This window comes from Mesorhizobium sp. P2_E10 (genome assembly GCF_056404235.1).
In genome coordinates, this window is sequence record NZ_JBFUEK010000002.1 from 261,909 (window position 1) to 285,838 (window position 23,930).

Here is a 23,930-nt window from a genome sequence, read left to right on the forward strand (position 1 = left end):
TCACGCTTCCAGCGCCATGCCGCCGAACGACACGCCGGCCGAAGTTCCGAGGAACAGCACTTTGGCGCCCGCAGCAATCCGCCCCTCGCGGCGCGCAATGTCGAGCGCGAAGGGAATCGATGCGGCGATCTGGTTGCCGAAGCGCGCCGCGATATCGACGAGTTTTTCCCTGGCGAAGCCGGTCTGGCGCGCCATGTGGGCGAGCGCAAACGGGCTGGCCTGGTGCGGCACGACGATGTCGACATCGTCATGCGTCCAGCCGGCTCGCTGCAAAAGCTCGGCGACAAAACCGCTGAAATGGCGCGACGTGACGCGAAACAGCTCCTTGCCGTCCATGTGGAACAGGGCATGGCTGGCGAATTCTTGCGGCTGGCGGTGAAAATCGAAGCGGGTGCCGCCGGAACCGATGCTGCAGGCGTCGTAGGCCGAGGGGTAGGTGCGCATCAGATTGGCCCGCACCGCGCCTTCGCCGGGCGCCGCCCGGCATAGCACGGCCGCCGCCGCGCCGTCGCCGAACAGAGCGGCGATTTCCGGCTGGTCGTTCCAGGGCAGGGCGCGCGAGGCGATCTCGGAGGAAAACACCAGCGCCCGCTCGCATTGCCCGGCCTCGATCATCCGGGCGGCAGTCTCGAAGGCAGTCAGGAAGCCAAGACAGGTACTGTTGATGTCGAAGGCGGCCGCCGAACCGTCGGCCATGCCAAGGCGCTGCATGACCAGCGGCGCGGTCGACGGCAGCGGCTGGTAGGGCACGCCGCAACCGCCAACAACCAGATCGATATCGCCGGCCACCAGCCCGGCATCCGCCAGCGCGAGTCGCGCCGCGGCGCAGGCCAGGTCGACCTGCGATTCAGCCTCGCAGACATAGCGTTCGATGACACCGGTGGCGGCTTCGAGCTGGCCATCGCCAAGCCCCAGCCGCGCATCGAGGCTGCGCGACGTCACGCACGCAGCCGGCACGGCCCGCCCGGTTCCGATGATCTTGATCCGCATTCTCATCCCGCCGAGTGAGTAGCGCTTTTTCTAACCCGGATCGCGCCCGATGGTAACAGCGCGGCAGTGACAGTCCACCGATCGCTGTGTGCCGGCCTGGCGACCGCATTCGCTGGAAGCCCACCAGCTGCGGTGGAAGAAGCTTTCAAAATCAAGCAATTTTGCGACGCGGCGCGCCAACAGACGGTCAGCCTTTTGCCATGTTGAGCCCCATTCTCTTTTTCGAATGCCAAACTGGCTGATGGCGAAGGGTGTTCCGATTGGGCTAGGCATGTCAGCCTTCTGGCTATTCAATCGGGCAAGCGGCTCTGATATAGGTCAGCGAGATTGACCTATAATCGACCTGCAGCCGGGTGGGAGGTGCGTTTTGACATTGATGAACCTGTTGGCGTCGCGCTCTTCGCGCATGAAGGCGTCGGAAATCCGCGAGCTGCTGAAGCTGCTCGACCAGCCCGACATCATCTCGTTCGCCGGCGGCATTCCCGACCCGGCGCTGTTCCCGTCGCGGGCGATCGCCGATGCCTATGCTTCGGTGCTGGGCAGCGCCGATGCGGGCGCAGCCCTGCAGTACCAGGTCAGCGAAGGTTTTCTGCCGCTGCGGCGCTGGCTGGCCGGGCAGATGGGCAAGCTCGGCGTCGCATGCGACGAGCACAACATTCTGATCACCTCCGGCTCGCAGCAGGCGCTGGATTATCTCGGCAAGCTGTTTCTGTCGCCGGGCGATACGGCGCTGGTCACCTGGCCGACCTATCTCGGCGCGCTGCAGGCCTTCAACGCCTATGAGCCGCGCTATGACCGGCTGACGCCCGATGGCGGCAACATGACGCCCGACGCCTACCGCGCCGCGGCGGCCGCCAACGGCGGGAAAGTCAAGTTCGCCTATCTGGTTCCGGATTTCGCCAACCCCACCGGCGAGACATTGGGCCTCAAGCAGCGCGAAGCGGTGCTCGATCTCGCCGGTGAGCTCGACATCGCCGTCATCGAGGACGCCGCCTATCGCGCGCTGCGCTATGACGGGCAGGGCGTGGCGCCGATCCTGGCGCTCGACTGCGCCCGCTCCGGCGGCATCGACAATGCCCGTACGCTTTATTGCGGCTCGTTCTCAAAAATCCTGTCGCCGGGCATGCGCGTCGGCTGGGTCTGCGCGCCGCGCCGCGTCATCGAGAAGCTGGTGCTGATGAAGCAGGCGTCGGACCTGCACAGCCCGTCGATCAACCAGGTGGTGATGCACCGCGTCGCCGAGTCCGTGTTCGATACCCAGGTCGAAAAGCTCATCGACGCTTACCGCGAGCGCCGCGATGGCTTGCTTGCGGCGTTGGCAGCCAACATGCCGCAAGGCGTGACCTGGACGCGGCCCGACGGCGGCATGTTCGTCTGGGTGACGCTGCCCGAAGGCGCCGACGCCACCGCGCTGCTGGCGCGGGCGGTCAAGGAAGCGCGCGTCGCCTTCGTGCCCGGCAGCGCCTTTTACGCCGACGGGGCGGGCCGCAACACGTTGCGGCTGAGTTTTACGCTGGCTGACCAGCGCGCGGTGAGCGAGGGGATACCGAGGCTGGCGGCGCTGTTGAAGGGGTAGGGTTGCGCCGGCGCTGAAACCGCCGATCTCCCCCCATGTGGGGGAGATGCCCGGCAGGGCAGAGGGGGGCGCTGTCCCGCTAACCTTTCAACCACCATAGCGATAGCTCATGCAGGTTGCGGTTCGCATGCGTTGGACCGAGAGTTCGCGATCCTTCGCGCCCCCCTCTGTCCTGCCGGACATCTCCCGCACGAGGGGGAGATCGCCCCATCCCCGCATTCGCACTTGAGCCATTCCACCGGAGGTGGCAGGTTGGCGCGCCGGCCGGGCAGGGCTCCCGTGGCCGAATGAGAGATGCCATGGCCAGCGCCGCTTCGACATCGCCACGCGTGATCCTGCTCATGGGCAGCGCGCCCGATGTGGTGCGTTGCGAGACCTGGCCGAAGGCCGCTTTCAGCAAGATCGTCGCCATCAACAATGCCTGGCGCGTCCGCCCCGATTGGGATTTTCTCGTCCATTCCGGCGATTTCCCGTCGGACCGGCTGCCCCCGGGCGCCAGGCTGCGGCAGGCGCAGATCTTCAGCGCATCGCAATATGTGCCGGCGCAGAACGCTTTTGGCGGCTTCGTCTATGCCGGGGCCACTATGTCGCTGACCTCGGCCTACTGGACCATCCACAGCCAGCGGCCCGATGTGCTGGCGTTCCTCGGCTGCGACATGATCTACGACCAGCCCGACAAGACGCATTTCTACGGTATCGGCCGTGCCGATCCGCTGCGCGATGACGTGACGCTGCGCAACCTCGAGGCCAAGTCCGCCCGCCTGCTTGTCCAGGCGCTGCGGCGGGACTGCCTGTGCATCAACCTGTCCGAATTGCCGCGCAGCCGGCTGATCTTTCCGCGGCTGACCTTCGACGAGCTGAAAAACCTGTCGCGGGCAAGGGTCGCTGAAATGAAAGCCGAGATCCTTGCCGGCATTGCGCACGACAGGGCCGAGAAGGCCGAAAGGATCGAGCAGGACCTCGGCTATTTCTACGAGGACGGCATGTACTGGAACCATCTCGACGAGATCGACGAGACTTACCTGGCCGACATCGACCGGTTGTGGATGTCGGCGGTTCAAAAGGCCTAGCGCGTCACGGAAAGTTGCGCATGCCCGGGCGGGATTTTCGCTAAAATCCGCGAAAACCTGGGAGGAATGATATGATTTCGCGTGTGGCAGTGGTCGCCCTTGTTGTTCTTGGTTTTGCCAATTCAGCATCAGCCTTTGAGATATCGAGCCCTTCCGTTGCTGACGGAAAATGGGACTTGAAATATGTCGCCGACAAAGCGGGCGGCTGCGACGGACAAAACGTCTCGATTGCCCTGAACTGGAAGGATCCGCCGGCCGGCACCAAAAGCTACATGCTGACCATGTTCGATCCCGACGCCATGGGTGGTGGTGTGGGCTGGTGGCACTGGCAGGTGTGGAACATTCCGGCGGGCGCCAGCGGATTGCCCGAGGGCGCCGGGTCGAAAAGCGGCAAGGGCCTGCCCAAGGGCGCTGTTCAGGGCAAGGCCGACCTTGGCCGCACCGGCTATCTCGGGCCTTGTCCCCCGCCCGGCAGCGGTCTTCGTCACTATGTCATCACGCTCTATGCAATGAAGGAGGCAAAGCTCCACACCGAGGCCAACGCATCGCCCACCATGCTGGTGGCCGACGCGATGGGCGAGTCCCTTGGCAAGGCAAGCGTGACCTATACCTGGAGCCGTTGATCGCGAACTTTCGATTCGAAAAAATCGTTCCCAATCAAGTGGATAGACAAAAATCCTGAATCAACCAGCGAGGGTCAAAGCGCCGGAATGCTCCGGCGCCACGCAGCTCGCCGGCCCGGCCTACTCCGCCGCGAGTTTGTCCTGCGTGTTCGTGTCGAAATCGCGTGCATCGTGGCGCTCGTGCAATTGCAGCGCCGGTTCGCCAAAAGCGCGGTTGACCATGCGGCCGCGCTTCACCGCCGGCCTGGCGTCGATGGCCTTGGCCCAGCGCTGCACATGTTTGTACTCCTCGACCGACAGGAAGGCGCCGGAATCATTGTACATGCGGCCCAGCGCCAGCCCGCCATACCAGGGCCACACCGCCATGTCGGCGATCGTGTAGTCGGCACCGCCGAGATATTCTGACACAGCCAGCCTGCGGTCGAGCACGTCCATTTGCCGCTTGGTCTCCATGGCGAAGCGGTCGATGGCATATTCGATCTTGGTCGGCGCATAGGCGTAGAAATGGCCGAAACCGCCGCCGAGATACGGCGCCGAGCCCATCTGCCAGAACAGCCAGGACAGCGCCTCGGCGCGCGCCGGCTGCTCGGTCGGCAGGAACTCGCCGAACTTTTCAGCGAGGTAGAGAAGGATCGAACCGGATTCGAACACCCGCACCGGTTCCTTGCCGCTGCGGTCGAGCAGCGCCGGGATTTTCGAGTTGGGATTGATCTCGACGAAGCCTGAGCCGAACTGGTCGCCATCGTTGATGCGGATCAGCCAGGCGTCATATTCGGCGCCGCTGTGGCCGAGTGCCAGAAGCTCCTCCAGCATGACCGTCACCTTGACGCCGTTCGGCGTCGCCAGCGAGTAGAGCTGCAGCGGATGCTTGCCGACCGGCAGTTCCTTGTCATGCGTCGGGCCGGCGATAGGCCGGTTGATGCTGGCGAAAGCGCCGCCATTTGCCTTGTTCCAGGTCCATACTTTCGGCGGTGTGTAGTCGGTCATTCGGGAGGCCTCGTGTTTTGGCGGGGGCTTGGGAACAGCAGCCTGCGTGATGCGGGCGCGGGATTGATCGGCGGGGGCCGAGTTACATTTAGGTACCGGTGCGCGGGCTGGAAAGGGGGAAGTCCAACTTTTGTTGAACTATTGTCGATGCCGGCCAATGTCGGCGCAAGCCCTGAAGTGAGTATCCCTGTCCCAAGCCCTTGCGCCTCGTGCCGTCTGTCATACCTATAGAAGATCAGGCCCTTGCAGGCCGCATCGCCTACCCAGGACAAAAAGCATGACCATCGATCCCAATCTGCGCTCCATCGTGGCCGTGCGCGCCTCGATCCCCGAAGACGCCTTCACGGCATCGGCGCTGGGCACCCGCCGCGAGGGCAGCGGCGTCGTCATCCGCCCGGATGGGCTGGTGCTGACAATCGGCTATCTGATCACCGAGGCGGAGGAGGTCTGGCTGACTGCCCAGGACGGTCGTGTCGTGCCGGCGCATGCGCTGGCCTATGACCAGGAGACCGGGTTTGGCCTGGTTCAGGCACTCGCTCCGCTCGGCCTGCCGGCGCTGGCGCTCGGCGACGCCGGCAAAGCCAAGGTCGGCGATCCCGTGGTGTTGGCCGACGGCACCGGTCGCTCGGTCAACGCACACATCGTCACCAAGCAGGAATTCGCCGGCTATTGGGAATATCTGCTCGACGAGGCGATCTTCATCGCGCCCGCCCACCCGTCATGGGGCGGCGCCGCCCTCATCGGCGAGGACGGTTCGTTGCTCGGCATTGGCTCGCTGATGCTGCAGATGAGCCGCAACGGCGAGGTCGCCGACATCAACATGGTGGTGCCGATCAATCTCTTGCCGCCCATCCTCGACGACCTCCTGACCCGCGGCCAGGTGGCCAAGCCGCCGCGGCCCTGGCTCGGCGCCTTCTCCGCCGAAAACAATGGCGCGGTGGTGGTGATGAGCGTCGCCGCCGGCGGCCCCGCCGCCAAGGCCGGTCTGCGCCAGGGCGATATCATCTCGGACGTGCGCGACGGCGAGGTCGACGGTCTCGCCGATTTCTATCGCAAGCTGTGGCAGAACCCGGCCGGAGCGGAAATCCCGCTGCGCGTGGTGCGCGACGGCCGCGACACCTGGCTGCGCATCAAGTCAGCCGACCGCAACAGCTTTCTCAAGAAGCCGCATTTGCAGTAGGTCGCTCCCCTTCCACGAGGGGAGAAGGGAAGGCCGCGCCTCACTTCACCAGTGGACTTTCCCAGACGACGAACAACAATGCCTTGAGTTGGGCGAAGCGCTCCGGACCAAGTTCGGCGCGCCACTCCTCCTCGATGTCGCGCAGGATGTCGACCATCTTCCAGAAGGCAGCGTGGCCGCGTTCGGTGGACCGCACCACGCGCGCGCCACCTTCGCCGGAAATATCGGAGCGGACGATATAGCCGTAGCCTTCGAGGCTGCTGAGCAGCTGGTTGATGGCCTGCTTGCTCATGCCGGCGCGCTCGGCGATGGCGCCGGGGCGCGCGCCGTCCGGCCCGGGAAACTGCAGCACCGCCATATGCGGCAGGCGCAATTCGTCGAAACCGGCGGCGTTGAGCTCCTTGATCAGCCGGCGCTGGATCGCCTGCGCCGGCACACGCAGCAGGGCGCCGATCAGCAGGTCCTGGGTCTTGGTCTGGAGAACTTCGGTTGCGGTGGCCATTGACGATCCGGTAAATTGAGTTTACTGATAGCTAGTAAATGTAATTTACCGGAGGGGTTTGCGCAATGTCAGTCATGGATCTTCACATCAATCCAGCCGACGAGACCATCGGCGACAAGTGGCTATCGATCCGCTTCCTGGTGACGGGCGACAGTTCGAACGGCAGCGTCGCCGCCTTCGAGTTGAAGGTGGCCAGCGCGATGCGTCTGCTGGCGCCGGCGCACAGCCATGATCACTATGAAGAGACGATCTACGGCATTGAAGGCGTGCTGACCTGGACCGTCGACGGCAGGCCGATCGAGGTCGGACCGGGTGAGGCGCTGTGTATTCCACGCGGCGCCGTGCACCGGTTCGACAACAATGGCACCCTCGAAGCGAAGGTGCTGTGCGTCGTCACACCGGCGGCGATTGGCCCGGACTACTTCCGCGAGATCTTCGCCATGTTCTACGCCGCCGCCGGCGGCCCGCCGGACAAGGCCAAGATGATGGAGATCATGCGCCGCCACGGGCTGACGCCGGCTGCACCGAAAGCCTGATTTTCCCTGAGCCGGCTAAGGGCTCGGTGTCCGCCTGCCGGGTCCCCGCTGCTGCGCGGCGTCCCGGCGTTCGCTGGCCTTTCATCGTGCCACTGGCACGATGAATTCGCTTCGCGAACCGGCTGCTCACTCCCCGCAATCGGTAACGCTGGCCCCGCTGTCCCACGTGGCAAACGGGACGACCTTGCCTTCGACGGCCACCGTTCTGTGCAGCCTGGTGCCGTCCGGCTGCATCTTGCTGCTTTTGCCCTTGCCGGTCAGCAGATTGTAGTCGCAGTCGCTGGCGACGTTGTCCTTCATGTAGTCGTGATAGTCATAGGCAAAGCCGGCGACGATGAAGGCGTCGTTGCGCCAGGCGATGGTCAGCGTCTGGTCGGTCCGCGCGCCATTCATCGGTATGCCCGGTATGGAGAGCTTGATCGAGCCGTTCGGCAGTGCCGTCAACTCCGGCTCGATGTAGGACGCCTCGTAGCCCGGCCGGTCATAGCCGTTCCATTCGCCATAGATCTGCTCCTGCACGGTGCCGGCAGGCTTGAGGAAATTGTGTTCCTTGTCCCTGAGGAAAAAATGCATGTCCATGGCACTGCCGGGTTCGGTCTCGACGATCATTGCCAGGTCGATGGCGCCGTCGCCGTTCCAGTCGCCGGTGGCCGCGGTGATGATTTTCTGGGTTTCGATCGGCTCGCTGAGTGCCGCGCCAGAGAACAGAAAACTTGCCGGCAGCAGGGCGAGGCCGAGGAGCATCGATCGCATGGCATTTCCCGAGGTGAGGTGAGATGTCCGGAACAAAAACAGGACGATAGAAGACTTTGCGGAAGCTACATCATGGCGGGAAAAACCACCATGGGCGTTGGCAGGACAGAAGGGGGTGGGAAGGAACGCGACGGTGGTTCCTGATCCTGCCTGCCTCATCGGATTGGACTTGCAGGCTCCGCTTGTTGGGGAGGGTTCGTTTCGCTAAGCCTGCATTCGGACCACAGCGGCACCGGAGGCACCAGAACGATGACGACAATCGAGACGTGGACACTCCTCTGATGGCGCCGGTCAAGGTCGATCCCGACAAGGTGCACGAATTCCCGGATGCGGCCAGCTTCTACGCCTGGCTCGCCAAGCACCACGACACGGAGACAGAAGTCTGGATCAAGGTCCACAAACTGGGTTCCGGCCTGCCGTCGATCACGCCGAAAGAGGCCATCGATGTCGTGCTGTGCTGGGGTTGGATCGACGCGGTGCGCAAGGGTTTTGACGACAGGAGTTTTTTGCAGCGCTACACGCCGCGCAGCAAGAAAGGCATCTGGAGCCAGATCAATGTCGACAATGTCGCCCGCCTGATCGAGGAGGGCCGCATGACCGGGCATGGGCTGAAACAGGTCGACGCCGCCAAGGCCGACGGCCGCTGGGCGCGCGCCTATCGCAGCAAAGACATGAAAATCCCCGACGATTTGCAGGCCGCCATCGACGCCGAGCCGAGAGCAAAGGAGATGCTGGGAAAGCTCAGCGCCCAGAACCGTTTCGCGCTCGCCTTCCGCACCCACAACATGAAGACCGAGGCCGGCCGCAAGAAGAAGATCGAGACCTTCGTCGAGATGTTGAAGCGTGGCGAGACGATCTACCCGCAGGGCAAGAAATGACGCCCGGCTCGATCGGTTCAATGGCTGCTCACCCCACCGGCACCTGCAACCCGACCTTGACCCGGTCCATGGCGACAAAAGTGCGAAAACGCTTGACGTTGTTGTTTTCGAAGAACAGCCGCCTCGTCAGCGCCTCGTAGTCGGCCATCGTCGCCACGGTGACGACGAGGATGAAGTCGGCTTCGCCTGTCACATAGTAGCATTGCTGCACCTCGGGCACCGAGGCGAAGTCGCGCTTGGCAGCGTCGATCAGCGCGGCGCGTTCGCTGACCACCTCCACCTCGACGAACAGCGTGATCGGATGGCCGACCTTGGCCGGGTCGACCACGGCGACATTGGCGCGGATGACACCCGTCTCCTCCATGCGCCGGATCCGCCTTTGCACGGCCGGCGCCGAGAGGTTGACGGCCTCGCCGATCACCCGCTGCGGCGTCGTGTTGTCCTTTTGCAGGATGGCGAGGATGGCGCGGTCGAAACTGTCGAGGCTTTGCGGCATTTTCCGCTCCAGACGAAACAAACTTGCATTCGGGTGGCCCAAACAGAGCGCAACTCTCACCCTTGTTGCAATAGACATAAGGCAACGAGGAATCCGACACTCATGTTTTTGCTCAACAGCCTGCCCGAACATCGTGCGCCGCTTCTATCGGCCGACGCAACCACCCTGGGCGAGGCCGGTGCCGAAGAAGCCGAACATTTTCTGGCTGAGCGCCGCAACCACGCAGAAACGCCGCTGCATGCCTTGCCGGCGATGGCCGCCGAACTCGGTGTCGGCTCCATCCATGTCAAGGACGAAGGCTTTCGGCTAGGGCTCGGCAGCTTCAAGGCGCTGGGCGGGTCCTACGCGGTCATCCGTCTGGTGCTGGAGGAGGCGCAAAAGCGGCTCGGCCGTAGCGTCGACATCGGCGAATTGCATGCGCCCGACGTGGCTGCGGTCGCCGCCGGCATGACTTTCGCCTGCGCCACCGACGGCAATCACGGTCGCTCGGTCGCGCAGGGCGCGCAACTGGTCGGCGCCCGGTCGGTCATCTTTGTCCATGCCGGCGTCAGCGAAGAGCGGGTCGCGGCGATCGCCCGCTTCGGCGCCGAGATGGTCAGGGTCGATGGCAGCTACGACCAGTCGGTGGTGGAAGCCGCAAGGGTCGCTGCGGAACGCGGCTGGACGGTCGTCTCCGACACCTCCTGGCCGGGCTATGAGCTGATTCCGGGGCTGGTCATGCAAGGCTATACGGTGATGGTGCGCGAGGCGCTGCGCCGTCTCAGCCAGCCGCCAACGCATGTCTTCCTGCAGGCCGGCGTCGGCGGCTTCGCGGCAGCGGTCGCCGGCCATTTCAGCATCCTGTTTGGCGAGCAGAGACCGACAGTCGTTGTGGTCGAGCCCACGCGCGCGGCCTGCATTTACGCGACGGCCGAGGCCGGGCACCCCGTAAAAATCGCCCATGATGCGCCGACGGTGATGGCGATGCTCGAATGCTACGAGGCCTCGCCGCTCGCCTGGCGGGTGCTGGTGCGGGTTGCCGACGCCTTCATGACCGTTGACGAAGAGGGTGCGGTTGCGGTGATGAATCGCCTGGCGCGGCCGTCAGGCAGCGATCCGGCCATCGTCTCCGGCGAGAGCGGCGGGGCCGGGTTGGCGGGACTGATCCGCGCTCTGGCGGCTCCTGAGATGCGGTCAGCCCTTGGCCTCGATGCCAACTCCCGTGTGCTGGTCATCAACACCGAGGGCGCCACCGACCCAGGCCGCTATGCCGAACTGGTCGGGCTCAGGCCGGAAGATGTAGCCAAGACGCGGGTCGGACAAACGGCATGAGCAACCCGGCCATCAATTCCGGTCGCCTGCTCGCCCGCATTCGCGAGCTCGGCTCGCTTGGCCGCGATGCGCAAGGCCGGCTCGTTCGCCTCGCGGCTTCCGACATGGACGGGATCGGCCGCGACCGCTTCGTCGGCTGGCTCAGGGAGAGTGGACTGGAGGTCGCCGTCGACCGCATCGGCAACATCTTCGGCATCTGGAGAACCAGTGACAACGAGGGCAAAGCTCCCATTCTCCTCGGCTCGCATATCGACACCGTGATCGATGCCGGCATCTATGATGGTTGCTATGGCGTGCTGGCCGGCCTGGAAGTGATCGTAAGCCTGAAGGAGGCCGGTTTTGCGCCGGCCCGTCCGATCGTCGTCGCCGCCTTCACCAATGAGGAGGGCGTGCGCTATTCGCCTGACATGATGGGCTCGCTGGTCTTTGCTGGCGGCGTCGACGTGGAGGAAGCACTTGCAGCAATCGGCACCGATGGCTCGGTGCTCGGCCAGGAACTCGAACGCATCGGCTATGCCGGGGTGCACGAGCCCGGTTTCCTCAAGCCGTATGCCTATGTCGAGTTGCATATCGAGCAGGGGCCGGTGCTGGAGCGCGAGGGGGTGGCGATTGGCGCGGTCGAGAACCTGCAAGGCATTTCCTGGCAGCGCGTCACCATCGACGGCGTCGCCAACCATGCCGGCACCACGCCGATGTCAATGCGCCGCGATGCCGGCGCCGCTGCCGCCCGCGTCGTCACCTTCCTGCAGGACCGCGTCAGTGCTTCGCCATCGGCGGTAGCCACGGTCGGCACCATCGCCTTCGAACCGAACGCCATCAACGTCATCCCGTCGCGGGCAAGCTTCACCATCGACCTGCGCGATCCCCAGGAGCATCGGCTGCGGGTCGAGGAAGCCGCCCTTACTGCCTATCTCGACGAGCTTTCCACAAGCGCGGGCGTGACAATCGCGGCCGAGCGGCTGGCGCGCTTCGAGCCTGTGACCTTCGACAGCCATATTGTCGAACTCATCGAGGCAACGGCGAAGGCTCACGGTCTCTCGTGCCGGCGCATGACCTCGGGCGCCGGGCATGATGCGCAGATGATTGCGCGGATCGCGCCGTCTGCCATGATCTTCGTGCCGAGCCGGGGCGGCATCAGCCACAACCCGGCGGAATTCACCGCCGACGGCGAACTGATCGCCGGGGCAAATATCTTGCTTGGCGTCGCCGCCAGGCTTGCTTCGTAAAGCGAAGGGGGCTCGGGATGACCGATCTCAACGCACTTCATCTGGAGATGACGGCGTGGCGGCAGGATCTGCATGCCCATCCCGAGTTCGGCTTCGAGGAGAAGCGCACCTCGGCTTTCGTCGCCAAGAAACTGCGCGAATTTGGGCTGGACGTCGCCGAGGGCATTGGCGGCACCGGCGTCGTCGGCACGCTGACGCGCGGCAGTGGCAACCGGGCGATTGCCTTGCGCGCCGACATGGATGCCTTGCGCATCACTGAGCAGGGCACGAAGGACTATCGCTCGCAGACGCCTGGCACCATGCATGCCTGCGGCCATGACGGCCACACGGCGATGCTGCTCGGCGCCGCAAAACTGCTGGCCGCCGAAGGCGGCTTCGACGGCACGGTGCGCTTCATCTTCCAGCCGGCCGAGGAATGGGGCAGGGGTGCTCTCGCCATGCTGGACGACGGCCTTCTGCAGCGCTTTCCCTTCGAGGAGATTTTTGGCCTGCACAACATGCCGGGTCTGGCGGTCGGCCATTTCGAGACCCGCGTTGGCTCGTTCATGTCGGCCGAGGACAATTTCGAGATCGTGCTGAAAGGCGTCGGCGGCCATGCGGCGCGGCCGCATTCCGGCAGCGAGACGCTGGTCGCCGCCTGCGCACTGGTCACCGCGCTGCAGACCATCGTCTCGCGCCGGCTGAGTCCGGCCGATATCGGCGTCGTCTCGGTGACCGAGCTGATCACCGACGGCACCCGCAACGCGCTGCCCGGCCTGGCGCGCATCCTGGGCGATGCCAGGAGTTTTCGCCCCGAGGTCAGCGCCGAGATCGAAAAGCAGATGCGCAGCATCGCTGAAGGAACGGCGCAGGCCTACAACGTCGCGGCCGAGGTCACTTACACGCGCGAATTCGTGCCGCTGGTCAACGATGCGGCCATGGTCGACGAGGCGTTCGCCGCTGCCAGGAGTGTGCTGGCCGCCGACGCCGTCGGCATCGCTGCGGAACCGATGACCGGCTCGGAAGATTTTGCCCGCTTCCTCGACCATGTGCCGGGATGCTTCGTCTTCCTCGGCAACGGTAACTCCGCGCCGTTGCACAACCCGTCCTACGATTTCAACGATGACGGCCTGCTGCACGGCGCCCGCTTCCATGCGGCGATTGCGCGCCAGCGCTTGCCTGGCGTTTGAGGCGTCAGTCGCCGGTAACGGTTTCTTCTCTGGTTTTGTGCACATTGGCCGCAAAAGGGCGGGCAAAGCCAGGGCATGGCCAAACAGAAAACACGCAACGGGGAGTTCTGGGCGCTGGCGCTCGAGCGCGCCCATCTTGGCGTCTGGGACTGGGATATCGCGAGCGGCGACTGCTTCTACTCGCCGACCTGGTCGCGCATGCTCGGCTATGACGATGGCGAACTGGCCAACAGCAGCGATCTCTGGCTGAAACTGACCCATCCCGACGACCGCGAGCGGGCGCAGGCCAGCGGCGACCGCCACATTGCCGGCCTGACGCCCTCGATCGAGACCGAGCTCAGGCTGCGGCACAAGGACGGTCATTGGGTCTGGGTGCTGGATCGCGGTGGCGTGGTAGAGCATGATGCCGCCGGCAAGCCGGTCAGGCTGATGGGTGTGCAGACCGACATCACCAGGCAGAAGGCCGCGGAAGCCCAGCTCGAACAGGTCAATATCCGCTTTCGCCTGGCGCTTGCCGCCAGCGGCACCGGCATCTGGCATCACGACATCGATGCCAGCAAAAGCTATTGGGACGAGCGCACCCGCGAGATCTACGGGCTCGCCTCCGACACCGATGAGGTGTCGGCCGATCTCTGGCACACCTATCTGCATCCCGAGGACAAGGAAGTCACCGAGCAGGCCCACCAGGTGCCTGTCGGCTCGGATGCCGTCATCGCCTCGCAATATCGCATTATCAAGCGCGACGGCGAAATCCGGCATGTGGAATCGCTGGTGCGCTTCATCGCTGCCGGCACGGCCGGACAGATCCTGGGCACCGTGCGCGACATCACCGAGGCCAAGCTGCGCGAGCAGGAGCTTGCCTATGCGGCGGACCATGACCCGCTGACCGGTCTTCTGAACCGCGCCGCCTTCGACAGGCTGCTGGCCGACCATATCGCCACCAGGCGCCGGCTGCCGCTGGCAGTGTTCTATGTCGACCTCGACTACTTCAAGGCCTTGAACGACTTCGCCGGCCACGCCGCCGGCGATCTGGCGCTGAAGAGCGTGGCCGGCGGCATTGTCCGCCGCCTGCCGTCATCGGCACATGCCGCACGGCTGGGCGGCGATGAGTTCGCGCTGCTCGTCCCGAACTGCGATACCGCGCAGGCCGAGACGCTGGCCGCTGCTGTTCTCGCCGCGGTTCGCGATGCCGACCTCGGACCGGCGGCCGCGTCGCGTAAGCTCGCGGCCAGCATCGGCATCGCCTTTGTCGATGACGTCAACACCACGGTCGCCGATGCGCTGGCCTGCGCCGACGACGCCTGCTACGCGGCCAAGGCTGCCGGGCGCAATCGCTTTGCGGTGTTTTCCGTCGAGACGGCATCGGGCTCCGGCGGCCTCAACGCGGCGCGTGTTGCCGCCGATACCGTCGATGCCATGGACGACGGCAGGCTGAAACTGTTTGGCCAGGAAATCCATCTGCTCGGACGGCCATGGGAACAGAGCCGTCATGTCGAGGTTCTGGCGCGGCTGGTCGGGCGCAACGGCAAGCTGATCCCGCCGGTCGAGTTCATCCCGGTCGCCGAGCGTTTTGGAATCGCCTCGAGGCTCGACCGCTGGATCATCAGGACGGCGCTCTCGACCTATGGCCCGGCGCTGAAGGCGGGCGCGTTGACGCTCGGCTTCAACCTGTCGGCGCAGACGCTGAGCGACCCGCAGCTGTGGGACTTCGTCGACAACGTCATTGACGAGACCGGGACGCCGCATTGCGGCATCGGTTTCGAGATCACCGAAACCGCGGCCGTCACCAATTTCGACGCCGCCGAACAGTTCGTGCGCAAGGCACGCGAGCGGCGCTGCCGCGTCAGCCTCGACGATTTCGGCGCCGGCATGAGCTCGTTCGAATACCTCCGCCGCTTTCCCGTCGACACGATCAAGATCGACGGCTCCTTCATCGAGCACATCGTGCAAAGCCGCTTCGACCGCGAGATCGTGCTGGCCATCACCAGCATTGCCAGAAGCCTCGGCTGCTCCGTGGTGGCCGAGAAGATCGAACAGCAGACAGCGCTCGACATGCTGAGGGATATGGGCGTCGACTCCGGCCAGGGCTTTCTGCTGCACCGGCCCGAGCCGCTGGAGGCGATCGTGGTGCGAGCAACCGCCCAAGTGGCTGTGCCGGAGCGGCGGCAAGCGTAGCTGGCCGGTCGCTTGAGGCGCGCCCGGGGGTGGTCAGGCTTCGATCGAAGCGCAAACTTCATGTTCGCCGGGCCTTCAGCATCGCGCGGCCGCACCGCCAGAAAATAAGCAACTGCTAAAATTGATACGACCCGTTTAAGGGCGTCATAATTCGGTCGGGAGGATAAAGCCGGTGCCAGTGACAGTGGCTGGCGTGCCGAAATCGGAGACGACGATGAAGAAGTTCCCTCTGCTGGTAACGACCTCGATCGGCCTGCTGGGTGTCTTTGTGGCGACGAATGCGTTCGCGACCCAGGTCTCCGACCATGGAGGCGGAGTAACGGTCACCATCCCGGATGATGACAGCCAGGACGCGACCACCACTGGCGAAAACGAACATGTCGCCACGGAAAGCGATGACAGCAGCGACGATCACGATGGCGTCGACACAGGCGAGCATCACGGCGACCAGGGTGACGATGAGGGCGGTCACGAGAGCGGCGATCACAACGGCGGCGACCACGAGAGCGGCGACCACGACGGCGATCACGCGGGTGGCGATGGCGGCGGCGGTGGCGGCGGCGATGGTGGTGGCGGCGATGGCGGGGGTGACGACTGATCCGCCTGCCAGGGTCCCAACGGGAACGACTTTCCCCAGGCGGGAGGCCTCAAGCCGTCATCTGCTTGAGCGCCTTCAGCAGTCGTAGATGCGTGTGGGAATGGTGGTGCCTGACATGCACAGCCGAATAGATCGGATGTGAGATTTTTGGCGCATCGGCAACCAGTTGCGCCACACCCTCCTGCCGCAATTTCGTCGCCACCGTTTCAGTGACGAAGGCCGTGCCGCCTCGGCTTCGAAGCAGGTAGGCGACGGCGCCGCCATTTCCCGTCGACACCGGGACGTTTTCCAGTTCCGGCAACATCTGCCTGTGGGCGCGGTTGAAGAAGGCGGAATAGTTGGCGCGGATGTAGTCCGAAGGCGTGACCGCATCGAAGGCAACGCCGCGCGTCGACACCATGACGAAATTCTCTTCGGCGATCTGCTCGTAATGCATGTCGGGAAGATGTTGTGGCGAGTAGAGCACCGCCAGGTCGAGGCTCCCGGTGGTGAGGTCCAGGATCATCTGGTTCGAATAGTCGATCTCGACATAGATCGCCAGTTTGGGCAGCGTCGTCCGCACCCATTCCAGCCACCCCTCCAGCACGCGCTCGTAGAGTTCGAACTGGATGCCGATGCGGATCAGTTGGTCGAACTTGCCGACCGACTGGATCTCGCGGCGGGCATCGAGCCATCTGAGCTTGACGGCGCGCGCATGGTCCTCGAAGCGGATGCCGGCAACGGTCGGCTCCGTCCCGCTCTTGCCGCGGATGAACAGCTGCTTGTCGAGCAGCGCCTCGAGCGACCGAATGCGGCTCGAAACGGTCGACTGGGTGATGCCCAGCCGTTCCGCGGTACGGTTGAAGTTGCGGGTTTCGATCAGGTCCAGAAACGTGTCGAGCAGTTCGATCTGCATATTCGCCACCCCGCAGAAAGTCTTGCAACAGCTACCGTTTTTAGCTCAGATCGACAATGGCTAATCGGATTCTTCGATTAACATCACCCGCCGGGTTGCGTTGCCGGTTCTCGCTCTGAAGCGCAGATTTGGAGCACCTTTCAAACATCGCCGCGGCAGGTCATCCATCCATGTTCATCGTCGACACCGACGTCCACAATTACTGGTCCAGTGCCGAGGTGCTGCTTCCGTATCTCGAACCCTATTGGCGCGATTTCCTGGTGCGCGGCGAAAAGCCTGGCCCGGCGGGAAGCTTTCCGCATGGCCACCGCCCGTGGCTGCACCCCGAGGGGTTTTCGCGCCACGACATCCGGCCGCAGACCGAGGAGGACAACTACCTGATCATGAAGGAAAAGCACCTCGATCTCTACGATATCGATGTGGCGATCCTCACTGCCGACGAGCCGCTGGAAGCCTCGACGCTGGCCAATTATCACTACGCCAACGCGCTGGTGAAAGCCTACAACGACTACATGATCGACTGGTGGCTGCCTAAGGACCGGCGCTTCAAGGGATCGATCATCATTTCACCGACCGACCCACATGGCGCCGCCGCCGAGATCCGTCGTCTCGGCGCCCACAAGGACATCGTCCAGGTGCTGGCCAGCCACGGCTCGCAACGTCCCTACGGCGATCCGTTCTATCATCCGATCTTCGAGGCCTGCGCCGAAGTCGGGCTGCCCTTCGCCATCCATTTCGGCGGCCAGGGCGGCCTCAACCACAATGCCATCGCCAGCGGCCCGACGACCTATTACTGGGAAACCCATGCGCTGCTCAGCCAGCCGGCGATGACCCATGTCGTCAGCATGATTTCCAACGGCGTGTTCGAGAAATATCCCGACCTCTACTTCGTCGTCATCGAATGCGGCGTGTCCTGGGTGCCGTCGCTGATGTGGCGGCTCGATGCCAACTTCAAGGCATTGCGCAAGGAGACGCCTTGGCTGAAGATGCTGCCGTCGGAATATTGCCGCCGCAACATCCGCTTCAGCACCCAGCCGCTCGAACAACCGCAAAACGTCCGGCATCTCTGGGAAACGCTCGAGCATATGGATGGCCAGAACACGCTGCTTTTCGCCTCCGACTATCCGCACTGGGATTTCGACGCGCCGACCAACATCCACATTCCGCCGGCCTGGCGCGACAAGGTCATGGGGTTGAATGCGCTGGAGGTCTACAAGCGCATCGAGGCCCCCGCCGCCACCGCGAGGGTCGCGTGATGACGGCCACGGCAGCTGCGCCAGTCCGAGGCCGCACCTTTGCCTGCAAGGTCTACGAGGTCGCGATCGGGCAACCCAGGATCGTCGCCTTCGGCCGCATCAGCATCGGTATATTCCAGCTCGACGACGGCTATGCCGCCTTGCTCAACATCTGCCCGCACCGGGCCGGGCGGCTTTGCGAAGGGCCGGTATGCGGAACCACCAGACAGACCGACCGGGCGGAGTTCGTCTACGAGCGGGCAGGCGAAATCGTGCGTTGTGCCTGGCACGGCTGGGAGTTCGAGATCAGGTCGGGAAAATGCCTCGTCGACGACAGGCTGAAGGCAAAGACGTTTCCGGTCGAGGTCAGCGGCGAAGACATTTATCTCGAGTTCGGCCGCTAGCTCCGGTTGCAGAAGGTGACGACAATGGAAACCGTGAAATTCACTCAGATGAAGGATGGCGACCGTGAGGACTACGCTTTCCTGACCGACCATGAGATCGAATACGCCGCCGGCACCGCCGACCGCCTGCTGGCGGCCATGGTCGAGCTCGACAAATCCCTGTCCGGCTACAAGGTGACGCGGCTTGGCCATTCGCTGCAGACCGCGACCCGGGCCTGGAATGCCGGCGCCGACATCGACTGGGTGGTATCGGCGCTGCTGCACGATATCGGCGACATCTACGCGCCCTACAATCACGACGAATATGCCGCCGCCATCATCCGGCCGTTCGTGCGCGAGCAATGCGCCTGGGTGGTCGAAAAGCATGGCGACTTCCAGCTCATCTATTACGGCGAGCATGTCGGCGCCAATCCGCACAAGCGCGATGCCTTCCGCGACAGCGCCTATTTCGACGATTGCGCCGAATTCTGCGAGCGCTGGGACCAGTCGAGCTTCGACCCGAATTATTCGACCATGCCCTTGGAATTCTTCGCACCGCTGGTCAGACAGGTCTTTGCCCGCAGGAGCTATGACCCGGCGGTGACCAGACCCGGAATGCGCGTGGCGATGTCGGATGATGCGGTCGCCGCCGACCGGGCGAGGGCGTAGCGCCGCATCCCGCAGATGCTGCTGCAACCGGATGGGTTTTCGTGCATTCTTGTGCATGGCCACGATGTTTCGCCCCGACACCCCGGCAAAATGCTGCTCCTATTGCGGCTCGCGCGACCATGACTACGAGGATTGCCCGAAGCGCAAAGCCGACGCCGAGCGGCAAAAAGAGGAGCGCGCCGGACAGGATCGGGCCATAGCGGACGAGCCAGGCAAATCCATAAACCAGTCAGAGCCATCCCGCTGATCCCCGACGCCAAAAGCTGGCGCGAGAAGTCCGCCATATCCACATGATTGCAATCTTGCCGCCACACTCGTGGTCGATGCATGGTATGGGCAATCAAACGGGGGTGGGCAATGACCGACACGCAAGGCACTTCGAACCGTCCGCAAAACAGGGTCGCGGCGGTCGCGTCCCGCTCGATCGGCTCCGGCCTGATCGCACTGGTCGTCATCGCGCTGGCCGTCTTTGCGGTTCTCGGCTCCTGGTACACGATCGACCAGGGCGACCGCGGCGTGCTGTTGACCAATGGCGCGCTGAGTTCGGTCGTCGATCCCGGCCTGCATTTCAAGCTGCCCTGGCTGCAGCGCGTCGAGAAGATCAGCCTGCGCCAGCAGGTCATCAAATGGGGTTGCGAAAACGAGAATGATTGCAGCGGCCTGCCGGCGATGCAGGCCTATTCGCGCGACCAGCAGCCCGCCGACATGCGTGTCACCGTGAATTTTCACGTGCCGGCGGCCGAGGTCAGCAACGTCTACACCAACTACGGCTCGATCGAAGCGCTGGCCGACCGGGTCATTGCCAGAAAGGCGCCGCAGGAGATCAAGACCGTGTTCGGTCAGTATGATGCGGTGTCGGTGATCCAGAACCGGGCGAAGTTCAACAAGGATGTCGCCGACGCCATCGCCAAGGTGACCGACGGCCCGGTGATGATAGACAGCGTCCAGGTCGAAAACATCGACTTCTCCGACGCCTACGAACAGGCTGTGGAAGCCAGGATGACGGCGCAGGTCGAAGTCCAGAAGCAGGAACAGAACCTGCAGCAGGAAAAGATCAAGGCCGACATTGCCGTGACCCAGGCCAAGGGTCGCGCCGACAGCGTCAAGGCCGAAGCCGAGGCCAGCGCCTACAAGACCAGGGTCGAAGGCGAGGCGACGGCCGAGGCCATCAAGGCGCGTGCCGCCGCCCTTGCCAACAACCCGCTGCTGGTCGAGCTGACCAAGGCCGAGAAGTGGGACGGGCAATTGCCGACGTCGATGATCCCGGGCTCGACCGTGCCGTTCCTCGAACTCAGCGCGCCGGCCGTCGCACCGAACTGAGGGCGGCTCGCGACCTACCTGGGCTCGAACAGCTCGACGACGTTGCCTGACGGGTCTTCGCAAAGAATCTGCCGCCCGCCCGGACCTTCGACGATCTCGTTGCGGAACTGCACGCCGGCCTCGCGCATCTCAGTGGCGATTGCCGGCAAGTCCTGGACTTCGAGCACGATGCGGTTCCACCCGCCCGGCTCGGGTGTCCGGCCGTCCGGCATCGGTTTTGCAGCCGAGGCCATGGGGCCGGCGAGCCAGAGCGAGAGGTCGCCGCGCGTCAGGATGGCCATCGCCGGACCGAATTGCTGCTTCAACGCGAAGCCCAGATGGCTCGTATAAAACGCGATGGACGCTTCGACATCGCGGACCAGATACCGGACGGATACCATCCGCAGGCTCCCTCACAAACGCCCCTCGCGAGAAATAGCTGGCGGGACAAGTTGCGGCAAGGCGTCTGCATCCTGCTCATTGGACATGCGCGACAGAGCGGCTCGGGCGATGCGCGACTTATAACCAAATGCTTGAGCGCATGATGTCCGGGCCTTGATGAGCGCTCCTTCGCGTCGCTCGTCGAGCCCTGACTTTTTCTGGGGTGGCTTGAAAAACGGACGTTGAACCGTTCTATAATCGAGACGGGGGTGCGCGGGTGGCGGATGTCGTCTCAATCAGAATTGGTGCGGAGTCTGCCGGGCGGGTGTCGGCAGGACGCCTACGGTTTTTCGCATTCATGGCGATCGCCGCGTTCATGATCGCCGGTCCGGCCGCGGAGCAGGTCTTCGGAGTGCGAACGCCATTGCTGCGCTCCTGGACCATGTTCAGTGCGATCGGAATGGGCGTGATCGACGCTTCCTTCGAAATCCGCCGGCCCGACGGCGCGCTTGTCCCGCTCGACCGGTTCGAGATGCTCGGCGCGCCCCGCGACGGCAAGCTGAAGCGGATCGAAAGCCGCGACGAACTGGCTTCCGTCATCAAGCGGCTCTGCACGGCCGCTGGGCGGGGCGCCGACATCCGTGTACGCGCGCGGCAGGCGGCGCGCAGCGGCTGGCAGATCATCCATACCGATGCCGAAAATGCCTGTGCCGGCTGACGCCATCGCTGACTGGCCCGGCTGGCGTCTGATGCACGCTATTGCCGCACGCTTCGTCGACTGGGCGGTCTGTTCGGAGGGCTCGTCGCGTTCGTCCGCTTTGATCCGCATCGGCCTGGCAATGCTGTTCTGGTCGCGTTGGGCGGGCGAGTTGCTGCTTTATATGGACCAGTCGCCGGTGGGCCTGTTTCTGGCCGTCAACTTCTTCGTCGCGACCGTGCTGCTCTTCGTCGGCTATCACAGCCGCGTCGCTGCCGTCTGGACGGGCGCGGTCGGGCTGACGATGTATTACTATTTCGGCTTCCAGCTCGGTCGCGAACCCTGGACGCACCATCATGCCTATCTGCTTGCCGTCGCAGCGCTGCTGATCGCGCTCACCCCTTGCGGCCGCTCCTATTCGCTGGACCGCTACCTCTCGGTGATGCGCGCCGAGCGCACCGGCGTTGCGCCGCCGGCAGAGCGCGGCAATCTGTGGGGGCTGCGGCTGATCGTGCTGCAACTCTCGGTGCTCTATTTCTTCGCCGCCTTCGACAAGTCGAGCTACGCCTTTCTCAGCGGCGCGCGGATCGAGGCGATATTCCTCTGGTACTACGCGGGCTCGGACTATCCAGCCGGCCTTGCCTGGCTCACCACGATCGTGTCCGTCGCCGTGGTCGCGCTCGAATATTGCCTTGCCTTCGGTCTGCCGTTTCGCGCGACGAGGCGCTATCTGCTGCTGCCGGGCCTGGCCTTCCACGCCATCATCTATATGACGCTGCCGGTCTATACGTTCAGCGTCACCATGGCGCTGCTCTATCTTGCCTATTTCGATGCGGATGCCGTCGACAAGGTCATCGCGCGTCTCCAGGGGACCGGATTTAAAGAGGAAATTTCGTGAAGCGTGGTTTGTTGTTTTCCCCGGTCGTGGCAGTGGCAATCGGTCTGGCCATCGTCTGCGGCGCGGCGCGTGCCGGCAGTGCGCAGAACTATTATCCCAGGCGCGCATGGGGTTCCTTCAACGGTGGCCAGATGAACACGTCTCTGCTGGTGTTCCGCGACCTCAACCGGAACGGCGTCTACGATCTCGGCGACCGGCCGATGTCGCGTGTGGCTGTCGAACTCGACAAGCCGAAGGGCGACACCATCATGCGATTGACCAATGTGAGCGGCTTCGCCAACTTCCGCATGTCGGTCATCCAGCGCGATCTCGAAGTCGTCGATCCCGGCCATTACGCGTTCAAGGTGGTGCCTCCGCCAGGTTACTCCGTCACCACCGGCAACGCCTCGCAGGAAAGCGAGTACGTCGTTTCACCGGGATCGCCAGGCGACATGATTGCCTCGCGCACGACGCACCCGGTCGGGCTTGCGGCGGACCTGACGATCAGCGGTGCGGTCGCCACCGGGTCGCGCGTCTCCCTCACCGGGCCGGACGGCGCCACTGCCGCCGCCAAGGTCGGCCCGGATGGGCGCTTCAGCGCAGCCGTGACACCAGGCCAATGGCTGGTCGTTTTTTCGGCCAACGGGGTGACTGAGCGGCGCAAAATTGTGGTCGGCGCGGCGCCGGTGGTGCTCTCCGCGTTTTCGGGCAAAGGCGGACCTGCCGAGGAGCCGCTGCCCAACCGGCACGTCGTCGGCTTCGACGACCTGATGACGACGTCGGGCGTGTTCGAGGTTCCGTCCGGCTATGGCGGGCTCGACTGGTACAATCTCGTCGCCATGCACCAGCGCTTCACCGACGGCCCGGGCTACATCAACACAACCATGTCGGGCGAATTCATCGCCTACAACAGCTCTGGCCATCCAGCGCAGGTGTTCAGCGACAAGCCGTTCGATTTCACGGGCGCCTATTTCGGCGCCGGCTGGGACGGCGCGGAGGGCGAGACGCTTGTCCTGAAGGCCTGGCGGGGCGATGAGCCCGCCTATGAGGATTCGTTTGTGCTGTCCGCGAACGGGCTGGTCTACTTCGCAGCCGACTATAGGCGCATCACGCGGCTCGAGATCCGGACGCAGCATTACTGGCAGGCCGCGATCGACGATTTCGCTTATCGCACCGGTCCGTAGCTGGAGCAATTCCAGGAAAAGTGCGCAGCGGTTTTCCGTCCGGAATTGCGTCAAAACAAAGAGTTAGAGCGGTTCGCCGGTTCCATGAAACGGTGAACTGCTCTAAAGTCTACGCAGCACCCTGACGCTGCATTCCGGCCGTCGCCGGTGGTTTTGAGGCGGCCCAGTGCTTGTCGCCCAAAAGTGCGCAGCGGTTTTGGGGGGGACGACATGCACAAAAACAAAGGCTTAAAGCGCGTC

The 23,930-nt window shown here is 64.0% G+C and carries 25 protein-coding genes; 18 read left to right on the plus strand and 7 right to left on the minus strand.

Translation table 11 applies throughout. From position 1 onward, the window contains the following. Positions 1 to 990 carry a 3-oxoacyl-[acyl-carrier-protein] synthase III C-terminal domain-containing protein gene (locus AC1D0N_RS05940; RefSeq protein WP_477242385.1) on the minus strand — a complete coding sequence of 330 codons (990 nt, stop codon included), beginning with the start codon at positions 988 to 990 and terminating at the stop codon, positions 1 to 3. A gap of 376 nt (positions 991 to 1,366) precedes the next feature. On the opposite strand from AC1D0N_RS05940, the gene AC1D0N_RS05945 reads away from it, so the two are divergent. The 3 genes from AC1D0N_RS05945 (at position 1,367) to AC1D0N_RS05955 (ending at position 4,259) form a co-directional block, all read left to right on the plus strand. Further along, positions 1,367 to 2,566 (plus strand): aminotransferase-like domain-containing protein, encoded by a 1,200-nt coding sequence (locus AC1D0N_RS05945; protein WP_477243100.1) that lies wholly within the window; start codon positions 1,367 to 1,369, stop codon positions 2,564 to 2,566. A gap of 299 nt (positions 2,567 to 2,865) precedes the next feature. After that, complete coding sequence (locus AC1D0N_RS05950) at positions 2,866 to 3,636, plus strand: hypothetical protein (protein WP_477242387.1); 771 nt, start codon at positions 2,866 to 2,868, stop codon at positions 3,634 to 3,636. Between the two features lie 176 nt (positions 3,637 to 3,812). Further along, positions 3,813 to 4,259, plus strand: coding sequence for a YbhB/YbcL family Raf kinase inhibitor-like protein (locus AC1D0N_RS05955; protein WP_477242389.1), 447 nt, complete (start codon positions 3,813 to 3,815; stop codon positions 4,257 to 4,259). A 120-nt stretch (positions 4,260 to 4,379) separates the two neighbouring features. On the opposite strand, the gene yghU is transcribed toward AC1D0N_RS05955, so the two are convergent. After that, the gene (yghU, locus tag AC1D0N_RS05960; protein WP_477242391.1) at positions 4,380 to 5,246 is read right to left on the minus strand and encodes a glutathione-dependent disulfide-bond oxidoreductase; all 867 of its coding nucleotides are present in this window, start codon (positions 5,244 to 5,246) and stop codon (positions 4,380 to 4,382) included. Between the two features lie 277 nt (positions 5,247 to 5,523). Between yghU and AC1D0N_RS05965 the strand changes: the two genes are divergently transcribed. Beyond that, positions 5,524 to 6,426: a S1C family serine protease gene (locus AC1D0N_RS05965; RefSeq protein ID WP_477242393.1), complete on the plus strand. Its 903-nt coding sequence runs from the start codon at positions 5,524 to 5,526 to the stop codon at positions 6,424 to 6,426. Between the two features lie 40 nt (positions 6,427 to 6,466). On the opposite strand, the gene AC1D0N_RS05970 is transcribed toward AC1D0N_RS05965, so the two are convergent. Continuing rightward, complete coding sequence (locus AC1D0N_RS05970; RefSeq protein WP_477242395.1) at positions 6,467 to 6,928, minus strand: MarR family winged helix-turn-helix transcriptional regulator; 462 nt, start codon at positions 6,926 to 6,928, stop codon at positions 6,467 to 6,469. Positions 6,929 to 6,993: 65 nt separating this feature from the next. Here AC1D0N_RS05970 and AC1D0N_RS05975 point away from each other — a divergent pair, with 65 nt between their 5' ends. Then, on the plus strand, positions 6,994 to 7,464 hold the full coding sequence (locus AC1D0N_RS05975; protein ID WP_477242397.1) for a cupin domain-containing protein: 471 nt from the start codon (positions 6,994 to 6,996) through the stop codon (positions 7,462 to 7,464). Between the two features lie 126 nt (positions 7,465 to 7,590). On the opposite strand, the gene AC1D0N_RS05980 is transcribed toward AC1D0N_RS05975, so the two are convergent. Further along, the gene (locus AC1D0N_RS05980; protein ID WP_477242399.1) at positions 7,591 to 8,217 is read right to left on the minus strand and encodes a hypothetical protein; all 627 of its coding nucleotides are present in this window, start codon (positions 8,215 to 8,217) and stop codon (positions 7,591 to 7,593) included. A gap of 281 nt (positions 8,218 to 8,498) precedes the next feature. On the opposite strand from AC1D0N_RS05980, the gene AC1D0N_RS05985 reads away from it, so the two are divergent. Next, positions 8,499 to 9,095 (plus strand): YdeI/OmpD-associated family protein, encoded by a 597-nt coding sequence (locus AC1D0N_RS05985; RefSeq protein WP_477243101.1) that lies wholly within the window; start codon positions 8,499 to 8,501, stop codon positions 9,093 to 9,095. 28 nt (positions 9,096 to 9,123) lie between these two features. Here the strand turns inward: AC1D0N_RS05985 and AC1D0N_RS05990 are convergent, their stop codons facing one another. Then, positions 9,124 to 9,591: an Lrp/AsnC family transcriptional regulator gene (locus tag AC1D0N_RS05990; RefSeq protein ID WP_477242400.1), complete on the minus strand. Its 468-nt coding sequence runs from the start codon at positions 9,589 to 9,591 to the stop codon at positions 9,124 to 9,126. A 102-nt stretch (positions 9,592 to 9,693) separates the two neighbouring features. Between AC1D0N_RS05990 and AC1D0N_RS05995 the strand changes: the two genes are divergently transcribed. From AC1D0N_RS05995 to AC1D0N_RS06015, 5 genes are all read left to right on the plus strand, one after another. After that, complete coding sequence (locus tag AC1D0N_RS05995) at positions 9,694 to 10,902, plus strand: diaminopropionate ammonia-lyase (protein ID WP_477242402.1); 1,209 nt, start codon at positions 9,694 to 9,696, stop codon at positions 10,900 to 10,902. Continuing rightward, a complete protein-coding gene (locus AC1D0N_RS06000) occupies positions 10,899 to 12,128 on the plus strand; it encodes a hydantoinase/carbamoylase family amidase (protein ID WP_477242404.1) in 1,230 nt (409 codons plus the stop codon). Before AC1D0N_RS05995 ends, AC1D0N_RS06000 begins: the two co-directional genes overlap by 4 nt. A gap of 17 nt (positions 12,129 to 12,145) precedes the next feature. Next, positions 12,146 to 13,297, plus strand: coding sequence for a M20 aminoacylase family protein (locus AC1D0N_RS06005; protein ID WP_477242406.1), 1,152 nt, complete (start codon positions 12,146 to 12,148; stop codon positions 13,295 to 13,297). A gap of 75 nt (positions 13,298 to 13,372) precedes the next feature. After that, complete coding sequence (locus AC1D0N_RS06010; RefSeq protein ID WP_477242408.1) at positions 13,373 to 15,472, plus strand: EAL domain-containing protein; 2,100 nt, start codon at positions 13,373 to 13,375, stop codon at positions 15,470 to 15,472. A gap of 214 nt (positions 15,473 to 15,686) precedes the next feature. Next, positions 15,687 to 16,070 carry a hypothetical protein gene (locus tag AC1D0N_RS06015; RefSeq protein WP_477242410.1) on the plus strand — a complete coding sequence of 128 codons (384 nt, stop codon included), beginning with the start codon at positions 15,687 to 15,689 and terminating at the stop codon, positions 16,068 to 16,070. A 49-nt stretch (positions 16,071 to 16,119) separates the two neighbouring features. On the opposite strand, the gene AC1D0N_RS06020 is transcribed toward AC1D0N_RS06015, so the two are convergent. Then, a complete protein-coding gene (locus AC1D0N_RS06020; protein ID WP_477242412.1) occupies positions 16,120 to 16,965 on the minus strand; it encodes a LysR family transcriptional regulator in 846 nt (281 codons plus the stop codon). A 170-nt stretch (positions 16,966 to 17,135) separates the two neighbouring features. On the opposite strand from AC1D0N_RS06020, the gene AC1D0N_RS06025 reads away from it, so the two are divergent. From AC1D0N_RS06025 to AC1D0N_RS06040, 4 genes are all read left to right on the plus strand, one after another. Continuing rightward, entirely contained in the window at positions 17,136 to 18,221 is a 1,086-nt protein-coding gene (locus AC1D0N_RS06025) for an amidohydrolase family protein (protein WP_477242414.1), read from the plus strand. Beyond that, entirely contained in the window at positions 18,221 to 18,604 is a 384-nt protein-coding gene (locus tag AC1D0N_RS06030) for a Rieske (2Fe-2S) protein (protein ID WP_477242416.1), read from the plus strand. The genes AC1D0N_RS06025 and AC1D0N_RS06030 overlap by 1 nt, the downstream gene beginning before the upstream one ends. Positions 18,605 to 18,628: 24 nt before the next feature. After that, positions 18,629 to 19,252 (plus strand): HD domain-containing protein, encoded by a 624-nt coding sequence (locus AC1D0N_RS06035; RefSeq protein WP_477242418.1) that lies wholly within the window; start codon positions 18,629 to 18,631, stop codon positions 19,250 to 19,252. A 357-nt stretch (positions 19,253 to 19,609) separates the two neighbouring features. Next, entirely contained in the window at positions 19,610 to 20,572 is a 963-nt protein-coding gene (locus tag AC1D0N_RS06040; RefSeq protein WP_477242420.1) for a prohibitin family protein, read from the plus strand. 14 nt (positions 20,573 to 20,586) lie between these two features. On the opposite strand, the gene AC1D0N_RS06045 is transcribed toward AC1D0N_RS06040, so the two are convergent. Then, positions 20,587 to 20,952, minus strand: a complete 366-nt coding sequence (locus AC1D0N_RS06045) for a VOC family protein (protein ID WP_477242422.1) — start codon at positions 20,950 to 20,952, stop codon at positions 20,587 to 20,589. Positions 20,953 to 21,290: 338 nt separating this feature from the next. Between AC1D0N_RS06045 and AC1D0N_RS06050 the strand changes: the two genes are divergently transcribed. From AC1D0N_RS06050 to AC1D0N_RS06060, 3 genes are read left to right on the plus strand one after another with little or no spacing between them, the layout of a single operon-like run. Next, positions 21,291 to 21,650: a hypothetical protein gene (locus AC1D0N_RS06050; RefSeq protein WP_477242424.1), complete on the plus strand. Its 360-nt coding sequence runs from the start codon at positions 21,291 to 21,293 to the stop codon at positions 21,648 to 21,650. Further along, on the plus strand, positions 21,634 to 22,527 hold the full coding sequence (locus AC1D0N_RS06055) for an HTTM domain-containing protein (protein ID WP_477242426.1): 894 nt from the start codon (positions 21,634 to 21,636) through the stop codon (positions 22,525 to 22,527). The genes AC1D0N_RS06050 and AC1D0N_RS06055 overlap by 17 nt, the downstream gene beginning before the upstream one ends. Then, the gene (locus AC1D0N_RS06060; RefSeq protein ID WP_477242428.1) at positions 22,524 to 23,690 is read left to right on the plus strand and encodes an SdrD B-like domain-containing protein; all 1,167 of its coding nucleotides are present in this window, start codon (positions 22,524 to 22,526) and stop codon (positions 23,688 to 23,690) included. The genes AC1D0N_RS06055 and AC1D0N_RS06060 overlap by 4 nt, the downstream gene beginning before the upstream one ends. Positions 23,691 to 23,930 lie beyond the last annotated feature (240 nt).

Excerpts from the sequence above, each read along its gene's own strand:
- AC1D0N_RS05940 (WP_477242385.1), bottom strand. The coding sequence starts at position 990 with ATGCGGATCAAGATCATCGGAACCGGGCGGGCCGTGCCGGCTGCGTGC.
- AC1D0N_RS05945 (WP_477243100.1), top strand. The coding sequence starts at position 1,367 with ATGAACCTGTTGGCGTCGCGCTCTTCGCGCATGAAGGCGTCGGAAATC.
- AC1D0N_RS05950 (WP_477242387.1), top strand. The coding sequence starts at position 2,866 with ATGGCCAGCGCCGCTTCGACATCGCCACGCGTGATCCTGCTCATGGGC.
- yghU (WP_477242391.1), bottom strand. The coding sequence starts at position 5,246 with ATGACCGACTACACACCGCCGAAAGTATGGACCTGGAACAAGGCAAAT.
- AC1D0N_RS05965 (WP_477242393.1), top strand. The coding sequence starts at position 5,524 with ATGACCATCGATCCCAATCTGCGCTCCATCGTGGCCGTGCGCGCCTCG.
- AC1D0N_RS05970 (WP_477242395.1), bottom strand. The coding sequence starts at position 6,928 with ATGGCCACCGCAACCGAAGTTCTCCAGACCAAGACCCAGGACCTGCTG.
- AC1D0N_RS05975 (WP_477242397.1), top strand. The coding sequence starts at position 6,994 with ATGTCAGTCATGGATCTTCACATCAATCCAGCCGACGAGACCATCGGC.
- AC1D0N_RS05980 (WP_477242399.1), bottom strand. The coding sequence starts at position 8,217 with ATGCGATCGATGCTCCTCGGCCTCGCCCTGCTGCCGGCAAGTTTTCTG.
- AC1D0N_RS05985 (WP_477243101.1), top strand. The coding sequence starts at position 8,499 with ATGGCGCCGGTCAAGGTCGATCCCGACAAGGTGCACGAATTCCCGGAT.
- AC1D0N_RS05990 (WP_477242400.1), bottom strand. The coding sequence starts at position 9,591 with ATGCCGCAAAGCCTCGACAGTTTCGACCGCGCCATCCTCGCCATCCTG.
- AC1D0N_RS05995 (WP_477242402.1), top strand. The coding sequence starts at position 9,694 with ATGTTTTTGCTCAACAGCCTGCCCGAACATCGTGCGCCGCTTCTATCG.
- AC1D0N_RS06000 (WP_477242404.1), top strand. The coding sequence starts at position 10,899 with ATGAGCAACCCGGCCATCAATTCCGGTCGCCTGCTCGCCCGCATTCGC.
- AC1D0N_RS06005 (WP_477242406.1), top strand. The coding sequence starts at position 12,146 with ATGACCGATCTCAACGCACTTCATCTGGAGATGACGGCGTGGCGGCAG.
- AC1D0N_RS06010 (WP_477242408.1), top strand. The coding sequence starts at position 13,373 with ATGGCCAAACAGAAAACACGCAACGGGGAGTTCTGGGCGCTGGCGCTC.
- AC1D0N_RS06015 (WP_477242410.1), top strand. The coding sequence starts at position 15,687 with ATGAAGAAGTTCCCTCTGCTGGTAACGACCTCGATCGGCCTGCTGGGT.
- AC1D0N_RS06020 (WP_477242412.1), bottom strand. The coding sequence starts at position 16,965 with ATGCAGATCGAACTGCTCGACACGTTTCTGGACCTGATCGAAACCCGC.
- AC1D0N_RS06025 (WP_477242414.1), top strand. The coding sequence starts at position 17,136 with ATGTTCATCGTCGACACCGACGTCCACAATTACTGGTCCAGTGCCGAG.
- AC1D0N_RS06030 (WP_477242416.1), top strand. The coding sequence starts at position 18,221 with ATGACGGCCACGGCAGCTGCGCCAGTCCGAGGCCGCACCTTTGCCTGC.
- AC1D0N_RS06035 (WP_477242418.1), top strand. The coding sequence starts at position 18,629 with ATGGAAACCGTGAAATTCACTCAGATGAAGGATGGCGACCGTGAGGAC.
- AC1D0N_RS06040 (WP_477242420.1), top strand. The coding sequence starts at position 19,610 with ATGACCGACACGCAAGGCACTTCGAACCGTCCGCAAAACAGGGTCGCG.
- AC1D0N_RS06045 (WP_477242422.1), bottom strand. The coding sequence starts at position 20,952 with ATGGTATCCGTCCGGTATCTGGTCCGCGATGTCGAAGCGTCCATCGCG.
- AC1D0N_RS06050 (WP_477242424.1), top strand. The coding sequence starts at position 21,291 with ATGGCGATCGCCGCGTTCATGATCGCCGGTCCGGCCGCGGAGCAGGTC.
- AC1D0N_RS06055 (WP_477242426.1), top strand. The coding sequence starts at position 21,634 with ATGCCTGTGCCGGCTGACGCCATCGCTGACTGGCCCGGCTGGCGTCTG.